General features: G+C 64.6%; 13 protein-coding genes. 6 read left to right on the top strand and 7 right to left on the bottom strand.

Going from position 1 to position 13268, the window contains the following annotated elements:
• On the top strand, positions 1-211 hold a 211-nt coding region (locus Q1L50_RS07015), incomplete at its 5' end, for a transposase (protein WP_300337051.1).
• 183 nt (positions 212-394) lie between these two features.
• Here the strand turns inward: Q1L50_RS07015 and Q1L50_RS07010 are convergent.
• The 3 genes from Q1L50_RS07010 to Q1L50_RS07000 form a co-directional block, all read right to left on the bottom strand.
• On the bottom strand, positions 395-781 hold the full coding sequence (locus tag Q1L50_RS07010; protein ID WP_300337049.1) for a transposase: 387 nt from the start codon (positions 779-781) through the stop codon (positions 395-397).
• A gap of 349 nt (positions 782-1130) precedes the next feature.
• On the bottom strand, positions 1131-2114 hold the full coding sequence (locus Q1L50_RS07005; RefSeq protein ID WP_300337048.1) for an MDR family oxidoreductase: 984 nt from the start codon (positions 2112-2114) through the stop codon (positions 1131-1133).
• Positions 2115-2172: 58 nt separating this feature from the next.
• Positions 2173-2814, bottom strand: a complete 642-nt coding sequence (locus Q1L50_RS07000) for a TetR/AcrR family transcriptional regulator (protein ID WP_300337046.1) — start codon at positions 2812-2814, stop codon at positions 2173-2175.
• A gap of 282 nt (positions 2815-3096) precedes the next feature.
• Between Q1L50_RS07000 and Q1L50_RS06995 the strand changes: the two genes are divergently transcribed.
• The 4 genes from Q1L50_RS06995 (at position 3097) to Q1L50_RS06980 (ending at position 6187) form a co-directional block, all read left to right on the top strand.
• Positions 3097-4530, top strand: coding sequence for a DEAD/DEAH box helicase (locus tag Q1L50_RS06995; RefSeq protein WP_300337045.1), 1434 nt, complete (start codon positions 3097-3099; stop codon positions 4528-4530).
• Between the two features lie 83 nt (positions 4531-4613).
• Positions 4614-4871 (top strand): RNA-binding protein, encoded by a 258-nt coding sequence (locus Q1L50_RS06990; protein ID WP_300337044.1) that lies wholly within the window; start codon positions 4614-4616, stop codon positions 4869-4871.
• 52 nt (positions 4872-4923) lie between these two features.
• Entirely contained in the window at positions 4924-5370 is a 447-nt protein-coding gene (locus tag Q1L50_RS06985; protein ID WP_300337042.1) for a YchJ family metal-binding protein, read from the top strand.
• Positions 5363-6187, top strand: coding sequence for a pseudouridine synthase (locus Q1L50_RS06980; protein ID WP_300337040.1), 825 nt, complete (start codon positions 5363-5365; stop codon positions 6185-6187). Before Q1L50_RS06985 ends, Q1L50_RS06980 begins: the two co-directional genes overlap by 8 nt.
• Before the next feature lie 47 nt (positions 6188-6234).
• Here Q1L50_RS06980 and Q1L50_RS06975 read toward each other — a convergent pair whose 3' ends face one another.
• Positions 6235-7224: a CapA family protein gene (locus tag Q1L50_RS06975; protein ID WP_300337038.1), complete on the bottom strand. Its 990-nt coding sequence runs from the start codon at positions 7222-7224 to the stop codon at positions 6235-6237.
• Positions 7221-7586 carry a hypothetical protein gene (locus Q1L50_RS06970; protein WP_300337036.1) on the bottom strand — a complete coding sequence of 122 codons (366 nt, stop codon included), beginning with the start codon at positions 7584-7586 and terminating at the stop codon, positions 7221-7223. The genes Q1L50_RS06975 and Q1L50_RS06970 overlap by 4 nt, the downstream gene beginning before the upstream one ends.
• 284 nt (positions 7587-7870) lie before the next feature.
• Here Q1L50_RS06970 and Q1L50_RS06965 point away from each other — a divergent pair, with 284 nt between their 5' ends.
• The gene (locus Q1L50_RS06965) at positions 7871-8395 is read left to right on the top strand and encodes an OmpA family protein (protein ID WP_300337034.1); all 525 of its coding nucleotides are present in this window, start codon (positions 7871-7873) and stop codon (positions 8393-8395) included.
• A gap of 90 nt (positions 8396-8485) precedes the next feature.
• Here Q1L50_RS06965 and Q1L50_RS06960 read toward each other — a convergent pair whose 3' ends face one another.
• Together Q1L50_RS06960 and icmF are read right to left on the bottom strand one after the other, a co-directional pair.
• Positions 8486-9787: an acetyl-CoA hydrolase/transferase C-terminal domain-containing protein gene (locus Q1L50_RS06960; RefSeq protein WP_300337032.1), complete on the bottom strand. Its 1302-nt coding sequence runs from the start codon at positions 9785-9787 to the stop codon at positions 8486-8488.
• A gap of 124 nt (positions 9788-9911) precedes the next feature.
• Positions 9912-13178: a fused isobutyryl-CoA mutase/GTPase IcmF gene (gene icmF, locus Q1L50_RS06955; RefSeq protein ID WP_300337030.1), complete on the bottom strand. Its 3267-nt coding sequence runs from the start codon at positions 13176-13178 to the stop codon at positions 9912-9914.
• Positions 13179-13268 lie beyond the last annotated feature (90 nt).

The following is a 13268-nucleotide window of genomic DNA, read 5'->3' as shown; positions in this document are numbered from 1 at the left end:
CACCCTCCTCGGCAATCTCAAGACCTCCATCAACGGGACCTACCACGCTTTCGATTTCAGAAAGTACGCCTACCGCTACCTGTCGGAGACGCAATACCGCTTCAACCGCCGCTTCGACCTCAAGGTCATCCTGCGACGCCTCATCCGTGCCGCCGCCACCACCGGCAAACGCCCCGAGGTCTGGCTCCGGTTGGCTGAAGCACAGCGCTAATCAGGTTCCACTTTGTAGGATTGCATTGCAGTTTGATGGAGAAAGCATTTCGTCCTGTCGTCGGCAGGCCGAATCCATGGCGCGACGCCGGCCAGCGCCGCACCTGATAATCAGCCATACCGCAGGCAGGCTGGGCATTGGACAAACAGAACTTGAGCATCGTCCCATCCATTTCCCGGTGCATCAGGACGTGCCAGCGATGCGCCGAAGGGGACTTGTCGTCCGATACCCAGACCCGCTGGGTGAGGCAATCGGCGAGTACCTTACCTCGACCTGGCAGTTATCGGACTTGCCGAGGCGCCCGTTCCACTGCCGCGCGACCCCCGCGGACAGCTCAGCTTTCTTGGCCAAACCACCCTCGGCGATGAGCAAGCCGCTCGCATAGCCGAAATGGACGTTGGCATCGGCGACCAGTTGCCGTCGCACCCCGCGGCGACCCCGGTTGGATTCGCTCAGCATGTGATGCAGCTGCGGGTAGCCGCTCTCGGCCGCGGTTTCGGCCATACATCCCATGTTGCCGCGCGAACTCTGGAACAGACCATACGGATACTGGCGCGCCGCGTTCGCCACCGAGCGTGTGCGGCTCTGAAAGCAGCGAAGCTACGGCGCGAAGTGGGAATCGAAGTGCGCCAGGGACAGACGCGAGCGGGTGATCTCTTACAACAATCTGCTGCTGTCGGCGCATCTCGCCGCGGAGATCGGTGGGGAGTTAGATCCGCCTCTGCGGTAAGGTGCTCGCGGCGCATTGCGGAAGAGGCCTGCGGCATTTCGCGTCCGGCGGCTGGCACGCGGCTTGTAGCCTGGGCTGAGCCCGCGAATCCTGGCATTGCCAGGGATTGCAGTCGAGGCCTTGCGAGCGAACGCTGCCGGGAGCGACTGACCGAGAGTCACTCGTCCCCGGCCAAGCATCTCCTTGGCGTTACCTGCTTACGTCCACCACCACCCGCCCGCGCACCTTGCCTTCGAGCAACTCGGCGGCGACGGCAATCGCTTCGGAGAGGCCGATTTCACGCGTGATCGCGTCCAGCCGGGCGGTTTCGAGATCGCGTGCAAGCCGCTCCCAGGCTTCCTGACGAACGGCCAGCGGCGCCATCACGCTGTCGATGCCGTAGAGCGTGACGCCGCGCAGGATGAATGGGGCCACCGTCGCCGGGAAGTCCATGCCTCCGGCCAGCCCGCAGGCCGCCACCGCGCCGCGATAGCGGGTGGTAGCGCAGGCATTGGCCAGGGTGTGGCTGCCGACGGTGTCGATCACCCCGGCCCAGCGCTCCTTGCCGATCGGCTTGCCCGGTGCGGACAGTTCGTTGCGGTCGATCACCGAACTGGCGCCGAGTTTCTTGAGGTGCTCGGCTTCGGCGGGTCGCCCGGTCGAGGCGACCGTCGTATAGCCGAGTTTTGCCAGCAGGGCGATGGCCACGCTGCCGACGCCGCCATTGGCGCCGGTCACCAGAATCTCGCCGTCCCCCGGCTTTATGCCGTGCTTCTCCAGCGCCAGGACGCAGAGCATGGCGGTGTAGCCGGCGGTACCGATGGCCATCGCCTGGCACGCAGTAAAACTCTTGGGCAGCGGCACCAGCCATTCGCCCTTCACGCGGGCGACCTCAGCCAGTCCGCCGCAGTGCGTTTCGCCGACGCCCCAGCCGTTCAGGACCACGCGGTCGCCTTCCTGCCACGCCGGGCTCGAGCTGTCGATCACGGTGCCGGCAAAATCGATTCCCGGCACCATCGGAAAGCGCCGAACGACCGGCGACTTGCCGGTAATCGCCAAACCATCCTTGTAATTGAGCGTGGACCATTCGACGCGAACGGTGACATCGCCTTCGGGCAGCACGGCATCTTCGATGCTTTGCAGCTGCGCCTGGTAGACGCCGTTTTCCTTGCTGATCAGGATTCCCTTGAACATGTGCTTCTCCTAGGTTGTAAAAAATTGGACTGCAAGACTACAATTATGCCAACACTAATCAACTCCGGGGCACTGCGGCCAGGAAGAGCTTGAAGAATGCCTGCATCGGCGCCGTCGACCTGCTCAGTCTGGCGCGCAGGATCGCTCCCTCCCAGCCGACCCAGAAGGCGTGCGCCAGTGCCGGGTAGTCGGCATCCGCCGCCAGTTCGCCAGTACCTGCTGCGTCCTGGAGGCAGGCCGCGAGGCGCTTTTCCCAGTCGACCAGGATCGCTTCGAGTCGCTGGCGCAAGAGTTCGTTGAGAACGCTGACTTCCTGGCCAAGATTGCCCACCAGGCAGCCGCGCCTGAAGTCATGCCTTTCGACTCCCCGGCAGGCGTCATCGACAAACGCCGCCAGGCGGATAAGCGGCGCCTGCTCCTGGTTCCGCAGATGCCGGTCGAGTTTGCGTGCGAAGTATTCGGCGTAGGCGTCGAGCGTCGCCACGACGAAGGCGTCCTTGCTCTCGAAGTAGTGGTAGAACGACCCCTTCGGCACATTGATCGACTTCAGGATGTCATCCAGCGCGGTCGCGCTGACGCCCTGAGTGGTCAACATTTCTAGGCCGCGCCGAATCAGCAGCGTACGAGTGTCAGCGTAATCGAGGCCGTTGCGGGCCGGGCGACCGCGCGGGCGGCGGGGAAGCGAGAGCGTTGTGAGCATGGGTCAATATATTGGACCGTTATATTAGAATTGTCAAGCGCCATCCCGGTCAAGCCCATGCCACGGTGGACAAGGCGCTTTTTCGTCGGCGAGCGCCAAAGCGTGTATAGTGCCACCCGGAACCGAGCCGCGTTTCATCCGGTCGGCAGCTCGGTTCTCTCGCGGTTGTTCCCCATTCGGCATCTGCCGATCGCCCCGAAGCATCCCATCCCAAAAGTTCCAAGCGCCTGAACCGGCTCTGTTGGCGTCATGCCACAGCAGGTCGTTCACCGGAGATTTTCCTTGACCCGATCGTTTTCCGTCCTTGGCCTGTCGGCCGAGATCACCCGCGTTGTCGCCGAACAAGGCTACAGCGAGCCAACGCCGGTACAGGCACAAGCCATACCGCTGATTCTCGAAGGTCGCGACGTCCTCGCTGGCGCGCAGACCGGCACCGGCAAGACCGCCGGTTTCACCCTGCCGCTGCTGCAGCGCCTGGCCACCATGCCTGCCCGTGCTGGCAGCGCTGCCGCACAACCGCGCCAGCGCGTGCGCGCCCTGATTCTGACACCGACCCGCGAACTCGCGGCTCAGGTCGAGGAAAGCGTCCGCACCTACGGCAAGTACATGACGCTCAAATCGACGCTGATCTATGGCGGCGTCAACATCAACCCGCAGATCGACGCGCTGCGCCGCGGCGTCGACATCCTGGTGGCGACACCCGGACGGCTGCTCGATCACCTGCAGCAGAAGACGGTCGAGCTGTCCAACATCGAGATCCTGGTGCTTGACGAAGCCGACCGGATGCTCGACATGGGCTTCATCCGCGACATCCGCCGGATCCTCGCGCTGCTGCCGGCGAAGCGCCAGAACCTGTTGTTCTCGGCTACCTTTTCCGACGAAATCCGCAAGCTGGCGGACGGTCTCCTGCATCATCCGGCGATGATCGAAGTCGCCCGTCGCAACGCCGAATCGGAACTTGTCGCCCAGCGTGTCCACCCGGTCGACAGTTGGTGCAAGCGTGACCTGCTGGTTCATCTGGTGTCTTCGGGCGACTGGCGGCAGGTGCTGGTTTTTACCCGCATGAAGAGTGGCGCCAACCGGCTGTCCGAGTATCTGTGCAAGGCCGGCATCGAGGCCACGGCGATCCACGGCAACAAGAGCCAGCCGGCACGAACCCGCGCCCTGGCCGGCTTCAAGGCTGGCACGGTGCGTGTGCTGGTGGCGACGGACATCGCTGCGCGCGGGCTGGACATCGAGGAGTTGCCGCACGTGGTGAACTTCGAACTGCCCAACGTTCCCGAGGATTACGTCCACCGCATCGGCCGCACCGGCCGTGCCGGCAGTAGCGGCGAGGCGCTGTCGCTGGTTTCGGCCGAAGAGAGGCCCTTGCTGGCGGCGATCGAGAAGCTGCTGACCCGCCGTATCTCGAGCCAGGTGGTCGAGGGCTTCGAACCCGGCAAGACGCCGGCGCCGGCGACTACGGCAACCCCGGGCGCGCCACGCGGCACCCATGACGGCAATCGGCGTGGTGGCGTCGCCGGCAGGGACGGGCGAGGCCGCAGCCAGAGCCAGCCACCGGCGGTACGCCCGAGTGCGCTGACGCCGCCGCCGGCGGCGCTCCGAGCCAAGCCGGTAGTGCCGCAAAACGCATCGCGGGGACCACAGCGCCCCAGAGCAGACGGCGGCGTGGCGACCGCGGCGCTGTTTCGCAGCCCGGCGCGACGCGGCGGCTAAGCGCGGCCGTCAAACCGTCCGGCGCGGCGCACGCTCTCACCCTTCCCAACCCATCCCTTGCAAGGTTTGAACAGGAGTCGGCTATGAATATCTTTGTAGGCAATCTCGCCACCGAGACGAGCGAAACAGAACTAACCAGTCTCTTTCAGGCCTTCGGCCAGGTTAAGTCGGTGCAGGTGATGCGGGAGTTGTTCAGCGGTGCATCAAAAGGCTTCGGCTTCGTTGAAATGCCGGGCAAAGCGCATTCTCTGGCCGCCATCTCGGCGCTTGACGGCAAGGATCTGAACGGCAAGCCGTTGCGGGTGAACGAAGCAATGGGCCGCAGCGGCGGCAGGCGCTAGGCTGGCACGGCAGCCCGCCCGGGAGCACGCGCACGCTGCCCGACCTCCGGCGGTGAAGAAGCCCGGAACCAGCGCCTGCCCCTGCGGCAGCCGGCTTGCCTACGGCGTCTGCTGTGGTCCGCTGCACGACGGTGTCGCCGCGCCAGATGCGGCGGCGCTGATGCGCTCGCGCTATAGCGCCTATGTGCTGGCCAACGAAGCCTACCTGCTGGCCACCTGGCACGCTTCGACGCGCCCGCCGCAGCTCGATCCCGATACCGCGGCCACGCCAAAATGGCTTGGACTGACGGTCCGACGCCATCTCGCGACCGGCCCGGATACGGCCAGCGTCGAATTCGCCGCGCGCTATCGCGTGCATGGGCGCGGTCATCGCCTGCACGAGTTCAGCCGCTTCGTCCGCGAGGCGGGACGCTGGTACTACGTCGACGGCGAGAATCCGGCGGCGGCAGCGAAATCTCCACGGCTGGCGACCGGACCCACGCGGCCGGCCAATGAGTGAACCCGGCGGCGGCGCGCTGACCATCCTCTTCCAGGATCAGCATCTGGTCGCCGTCGACAAGCCGGCGGGGCTGCTGGTACACCGCAGCATGCTCGACCGGCACGAGCGGCGCTTCGCGCTGCAGATGGTGCGTGATCAGATCGGCCAGCGCGTGCACGCGGTCCATCGCCTCGACAAGGGAACCTCCGGCGTCCTGCTGTTCGCGATGAGCAGCCCCGTCGCGCGCATGCTCGGCAGCATGTTCGAACAGCGACAGGTGGACAAGCGCTATCTCGCGGTGGTCCGCGGCCACCCCGCGCTCGCCGGCGACATCGACCACCCGCTGCGTCGTCTGGTGGACCTGGTCGAAAACGCCGGCGAAGCGGCGACCGGCGCGCCGGCGCAGGACGCCCGGACCCGCTACCGGCGGCTGGCGACCATCGAACTGCCGCACCGCGTCGACCGTTATCCGTCGAGCCGCTACGCGCTGCTCGAACTCGAACCGCTGAACGGACGACGCCATCAGTTGCGCCGGCACCTCAAGCACATCGCCCATCCGGTGATCGGCGACGCCACTTACGGCAAGGGTCGCCATAACCGCCTGTTCCAGACGCTATTCGACTGCCAGCGCCTGCTGCTGGCGTGCACCGAGCTGCGCCTGACGCACCCGGTCAGCGGCCAGGCACTGTGCTTGACGGCGCCGCTGGCTGGCGACTTCGCCCGCTTGCTCGCGCGCCTGGAATGGACTGCTGCCGTTCCGCCGCGATGGCTGCCGGACGGGTGGCTGGCCGGTGAAGACGGTGGCGGCAGCGATCTGCCAGCGCTTCCGGACACCTGACGCGGGTCGGGCCTGGCACCTCGGGATCTACCGCCGGCCGCCGCAGATCAGCGGTTAACACATTCCTCGACTATCGACTCGGGTGCTCGTCCGCAAGGGGTCGACACGCCGGCTTGCGGGTGCGGGCTGCCATCGTCGTCGATCTCGGCGGCGATCGTCTCCCACGCCAGCAGGCCGCTCCTGTCGAGAGTCAGGCGCAGCGCCCAGCCGGTACGCGCAGCGGGCTCGGCAAAACCGTCGAAAACGAAATTGCCCAGGCTGTAGACGATCAGCTTGCCGCGGTAATACTCGACGGTTTGCGTCACGTGCGGATGGCCGCCGACGATCAGGTCGGCACCGGCGTCGATCATCGTCCGCGCCAGTTGCCGCTGCCGCTCGCTCGGCTGCGCTTCGCGCTCCCAGCCCCAGTGCATGAACGGAATCACCAGGTCTGCTCCGGCGGCTCGCGCGGCGCGGATGTCGGCGATCACCTGGCTGTCCTCGCTCCAGGCGATTCCCGGCCAGTCAGCGCCGGCTTCAAAGGAACGTGGCTTGAATTCGTTGTACGCCAGGACGGCGATGCGCAGGCCGTGGCGAACGATCCACAGTGGCTGATGCGCCTCGTGCAGGTTCCGGCCGCCGCCAAATGTGGCGACCCCCTGGCCGGCGAGATGGTCGAGGGTTTCCAGAAATGCCGCCTGTCCGTAATCGCCGGAATGATTGTTGGCGACTGCCAGCGCGTCGAATCGGCCCTTGAGCACCGACAAGACCCTCGGGTCGGCACGAAAACTGAAGATCTTGCTGTTCAGCGCTTTGCCCTGCGTGGCGATCGGGCATTCGAGGTTGCCGATGGTGTAATCGGCGTCCTGGAGCAGCGGCGCGAAGGCCGCCAGCGGATCGCCGCCACGACTGATCAGCCGGCCTGGCCCGTCGTCGAGCATGACGTCGCCGACGAACAGCAGGCGCACCGGGTCGGCGGCGGCCGGAGTGGCCACCACCAGGCCGGCCGTCAGCGCCAGTACGACGACCAGCACGCGCCAGCAACACCAGGGGCTCATGACTCCTCCGCCCCGGCTGCCGGCGACAAACCGCACCAGTACTGCAATTCGCCGTCCCGCAGCGACTCGTAGACGTGGTTCAGACCGGTGAATCCGTAGAGCGAATTCTTCGCGGCTGGCGGCGGGTAGGGATACGTCGCCTGATGGATCGGCGTCGGTCCGTTGTCCCTGGCAGCCAGAACGTAGACTTTGATCGCCGCCAGTTCGGCCGGCTCATTCTGAAAAACGATACGGAAGAGAAAGTACGAACCAATCTCGGTCACCGGCACGGAGTACGGCGAAGCGACCGGCCGGGCCTCGACCAGCCGGCTGGCGCCACCGTAGGTGACGTGGCAGCCGACCGTCTCGGCCGGCGCTGACATGGCCAACTGCGGACAGAGCGACCCGCAAAGCAGCAGGTGGGTAGCGATCAGGCGCCGATGGGCGGGCATGGCAGCGGGCAAGAGGTGACGAGCGGCTAGTATCGGGATCTGCCGGCGGCCGGTCAAGGGTCTCGATCAACAAAGCGCCAGGGTGGCGAAGACCGCGCCGCCACTCGGCGCCAGCGACGGCCATCGATCAACAACCGTGATGCCGAACCAAATCATTGCTAAACTGGCGCGCTTCTGCGTTAGAAGCCGTGTCTCGACCAGCCGGTCCATCGCCAATGCCGCTTTCCCGTCTCGTTCGTCTCTGTTGCCTGGCCAGCGCCCTGATGCTGAGCGCTTGCGGCACGGTCGATAAACCTCCGACCGCGGATCCGTCGGCCGACGCCAGCGCCCGACAAAAGAACCCAGCGCGCGCGTTTGCCTCGTCCGCCCGGCCGGCGCCCGGTACGCCCTTCGCCGACGAGGAAGCCAAGAGGACCGTCTATTTCGGCTTTGGCGAGGCGACGATCAGCAGCGAGGCCGCCGAGATCTTGCGTCAGAACGCTCAGAAACTGAAAGATGAACCGCACCTGCTGGTGACGCTGGTTGGCCATACCGACAATCTGGGCAGCGCCGCCTACAATCTTGCGGTAGCTGACAGGCGCACCGAGGCGGTGCACGAGAAGCTGCGCTCCTTCGGCGTGCCCAGAAACCAGATCAGGCGCCTGGCGGTCGGCAGCGAGCATAGCAGCAAGGAAACATGCGACAGCGAAACCTGCCGGCAGAGCATGCGCAAGGTCGAACTGATCTACGAGCGGCGCTAAACATCGCTTCCCGGCGGTCGACCGACCGCAGTCGATCAAGCCGGAAAGCAACGCCTGCGCCGCGATCGCCACCAGACGTCGCGCCGGGCCCTACATCAACTTCAGCTTGCGCGCCGCTTCGGTGAGTTCGCCGCGAAAATCAGGATGCGCAATGCCGATCAGCGCCTGCGCTCTTTGCTTGGCGCTCTTGCCGCGTAACTGCGCAAGGCCATATTCGGTGACCACGTAGTTGACGTCGTTCTTGCTGGTCGTGACGTGCGCACCGGCGGTCAGCGCCGGCACGATCCGCGAGATGGTATCGCCCTTGGCCGTCGCCGGCAGGACGATGAACGACTTGCCGTCGCGAGAGCGGTTGGCGGCGCGGACGAAGTCGACCTGGCCGCCGGTCCCCGAATACGACTGCGGGCCGAAACTCTCCGAGCAACACTGGCCGATCAGATCGACCTGCAGCGTCGCGTTGATGGTCACCAGTTTGTCGTTGCGCGCGGCGAGGAAGGGGTCGTTGGTGTAATCGACCGGATGCATTTCGAGCATCGGATTGCGGTTCATGAAGCGGTAGAGCTGCTGCGAGCCGAGCGCGAAAGTGGCGACCATCTTGCCGGGCAGGTAAGTCTTCTTGCGATTGGTCACCGCGCCGCATTCGAGCAGCTTGAGGATGCCGTCACCGATCATTTCGGTGTGGATCCCCAGGTCGTGCTTGTGCACCAGTTGCATCACCACCGCGTCGGGAATGGCGCCATAGCCGATCTGCAGCGTCGAACCATCATCGATGATGTCGGTCACGTACTCGCCGATGGCCTCCTGGACGGGCCCGATCTGCGGCAGGCCGACCTCCAGGACCGGATCGTCGCTCTCGACGAAACCGGCAATCTGGGAGATGTGCACGTGACAGTCGCCGTTGGTGAACGGCACGTTGGGGTTGACTTCGAGAATCACCACCCGCGCCATGCTGATCGCCGCCATGGTGTAATCGGTGCCCAGGCTGATCGAGAAATAGCCGTGCTCGTCCATCGGCGAGGCCATGGTGAACACCACATCGACGCGAATCTGACGGTTGGTGATCAACGACGGCATCTCGGAGAAGTAGCTCGGCAGAAAGTCGATCCACCCTTCCTTGCCGCCGGGCCGGCTGGCGCCGCCGAAAAAGAAAGCGAGATGGCGAACGTTGTCTACCGTCTCGGGATCGAAATAGGCGTACTTGCGCAGCGGCAGAATCTGTCCCACGGTGACCCCGTGAAAACGCTGCCGCTGTTCCGACAACGCCGTCAGCAGCGTCGGTGGCTCGCCGACACCGGTCGGCACCGAGATGAAATCGCCATCCTCGACCAGCCCCATGGCGTCCTCCGCGGTCATTTTCTTGCGCTGGTAGATCCGCTGATAAATATCCGACATGCTCCCCCTCCTTGCTGTTTTTGTTGGCAAAACGCGCATCCCGGGGGCTTTGACCACCCGCGCTGCGCTGTCGCTTGGTTCGCCATGCCGGCCGCTGCGAGACAGCGACCAAGCCTGATGAATGCTACATGCTACGACGATACTGGCCGCCGACGTCGTAAAGCGCATTGGTGATCTGCCCGAGCGAGCAAACGCGAACGGCGTCGATCAGCACCGCGAAGACGTTGCCGTCGTCGATCACCGTCCGCTGCAGGCGTTCGAGCATCGCCGCCGCCGACGCGGCGTTGCGCTCGTGGAAGTCGCGCAGGCGCTTGAGCTGCGATTGTTTTTCTTCTTCGGTCGACCGTGCCAGCTCGATCTCGACCTGCGCGTCGCCTTTCGGGTTGCGGAAGGTATTGACGCCGACGATCGGGAACGATCCGTCGTGCTTCTTGTGCTCGTAGTACAGCGACTCTTCCTGAATCTTGCCGCGCTGATAACCGGTTTCCATCGCCCCGAGGACGCCCCCGCGCGACGCGATCGCTTCGAACTCCTTGAGCACCGCTTCTTCGACCAGGTCGGTCAGCTCGTCGATGATGAACGATCCCTGGTTCGGGTTCTCGTTCATCGCCAGACCCCACTCGCGGTTTATGATCAGCTGGATGGCCATCGCGCGGCGAACGGACTCTTCGGTCGGTGTAGTGATCGCTTCATCGTAAGCGTTGGTGTGCAGGGAGTTGCAGTTGTCGTAAATGGCGATCAGCGCCTGCAGCGTCGTGCGGATGTCGTTGAACGACATCTCCTGTGCGTGCAAGGAGCGCCCCGAAGTCTGGATATGGTACTTCAGCTTCTGGCTGCGTTCGTTGGCGCCGTACTTGTTCTTCATCGCCACCGCCCAGATGCGGCGGGCGACGCGGCCGATCACCGAGTACTCGGGGTCCATGCCGTTGCTGAAGAAGAACGACAGGTTCGGTGCGAAGTCGTCGATGTGCATGCCGCGCGCCAGATAAGCCTCGGCGTAGGTGAAGCCATTGGCCAGGGTGAACGCCAGCTGCGAAATCGGATTGGCGCCAGCTTCGGCGATGTGATACCCGGAGATCGACACCGAGTAGAAGTTGCCGATGTCGTTGTGGACGAAGAATTCCTGGATGTCGCCCATCATCTTGAGCGCGAATTCGGTCGAGAAGATGCAGGTGTTCTGACCCTGATCCTCCTTGAGAATGTCGGCCTGGACGGTGCCGCGAACGTTGGCCAGCACCCACTCGCGGATCTTCTGGATCTCGTCTTCGGTCGGTTCACGGCCGTTGTCGCTGCGGAACTTGTCGACCTGCTGATCGATGGCGGTATTGAAGAACATCGACAGGATGATCGGCGCCGGACCGTTGATCGTCAGCGACACCGAGGTGGTCGGCGCACACAGCTCGAAACCGTCGAAAAGCACTTTCATGTCGTCGAGGGTGGCGATAGAAACACCGGAGTTGCCGACCTTGCCGTAGATGTCCGGCCTGTCGTCCGGGTCGCAACCGTAGAGGGTGACCGAATCGAAGGCGGTCGACAGCCGCTTGGCGGGCATTCCCTCGGAGACCCTCTTGAAGCGGCGGTTGGTGCGGAAGGCGTCGCCTTCGCCGGCAAACATCCGCGTCGGATCCTCGTTCTCGCGCTTGAAGGCAAAAACACCGGCGGTGAACGGGAAGGAGCCCGGAACATTCTCGCGCATCAGGAAGCGCAGCACTTCGCCGTCGTCCTGGTAGCCGGGCAACGAGACCTTGCGAATCCGCGACCCGGACAGCGAGGTGTTGGTCAGCCGCGTGCGGATTTCCTTGTCACGGATCTTGACCACATACTCGTCTTTCGCGTAGAGCTCGACGGTCTTTGGCCACATTTCGAGCAGCTTGGTGGAGCGGGCGTCGAGCTGCCCGGCCTTCCAGGCGATCATCTCGTCGAAGTCGCCGGCGGCCTTGCCGCAGTCCACAAACAGCGCTTTCGCCGTTCGCAGCGCCTGCCGCTGACGGGCGATTCCCGCCTGCTGGCTGGTATGCGCGTGGTAGCTGCGGACGGTCTCGGCGATCTCGGCCAGGTAGCGCACGCGCTGCGCCGGAACAATCGCCCGCTGGTTCGACGATTGCCGGACGGCGGCCAGCGGCAGCTTGCCCTTCTTCAATTTCAGACCGCGGCCCTGCAGACTCGGCAGCATCGCCTGATAGAGGGCGGTCACCCCGTCGTCGTTGAAGCGCGCGGCCATGGTGCCGAAGACCGGCATTTCCTCGGTGGCCTGACCGAAAGCCTCGTGGTTGCGCTGGTACTGCTTGCGCACGTCGCGCAGCGCGTCCTCGGCGCCCTTGCGATCGAACTTGTTGATCGCCACGAAATCGGCAAAGTCCAGCATGTCGATCTTCTCGAGCTGCGACGCCGCGCCGAACTCGGGTGTCATCACGTACAGCGAAACATCGACCAGCGGTACGATCGCCGCGTTGCCCTGCCCGATGCCGGAGGTTTCGACGATCACCAGGTCGAAGCCGGCCAGCTTGCACGCGGCCAGCACCTCGGGCAGCGCAGCCGAGAGCTCGGACCCCGTTGCGCGCGTCGCCAGCGAGCGCATGTAGATGTTCGGATGCTCGATGGCGTTCATCCGGATGCGGTCGCCGAGCAGCGCGCCGCCAGTGCGCTTGCGCGACGGGTCGATGGAGATGATCGCCAGCTTGACGCTGTCGCCTTGATCGATGCGGAAGCGCCGCACCAGTTCGTCGGTCAGCGACGACTTGCCGGCACCGCCGGTGCCGGTGATCCCCAGCGTCGGGACTTTCAGCCCGGCGGCGGCGTCGATGATGCCCTTGCGCAGCGCGTCGGGGTAGACGCCGTTCTCGAGCCCGGTAATGATCTGCGCCAGTTGCCGGCGGTCGCCCGCCTTGAGCGCGCCGAGCACCGCGTCGGGATCCTTTGGCGCCAGTGCCGCGAGGTCGAAATCGGCTCTCGCCGCGACGTCGTTGATCATCCCCTGCAGGCCCATCGACTGGCCATCTTCCGGCGAGTACACCCGCGCCACGCCGTAGGCGTGCAGTTCATCGATCTCGCTCGGAACGATGACCCCGCCGCCGCCGCCGAAAACCTTGATCTGCCCGCCGCCACCAGCCTTCAGCAGGTCGATCATGTACTTGAAGAATTCGACGTGGCCGCCCTGGTACGAGGTGATCGCGATTCCTTGCACGTCCTCCTGCAGCGCCGCGTTCACGATCTCCTGCACCGAGCGGTTATGGCCAAGGTGAATGACCTCGGCACCGGTCGCCTGCAGAATCCGGCGCATGATGTTGATCGACGCATCGTGCCCGTCAAACAGCGAAGCGGCGGTGACAAAGCGCACTTTGTGCTGCGGCTTGTAGGGCAGAAGCTTCTTGGCAATGGAAAGATCGGTCATCAGGTTCGCGCTCCTCAAAAATCGGAAAGATCCCGCCTGCGGCAAACTGCGCAGGGAGGTACATCGTAGAAAGTTGTTGCCAATAAAGCT

Origin of the sequence: Accumulibacter sp. (assembly GCF_029255145.1) — a bacterium.
In the GTDB taxonomy this organism is placed as follows: Bacteria; Pseudomonadota; Gammaproteobacteria; order Burkholderiales; family Rhodocyclaceae; genus Accumulibacter.
Note: the sequence above shows the minus strand (reverse complement) of the source record. Positions and strands in the feature narration are given on the sequence as shown.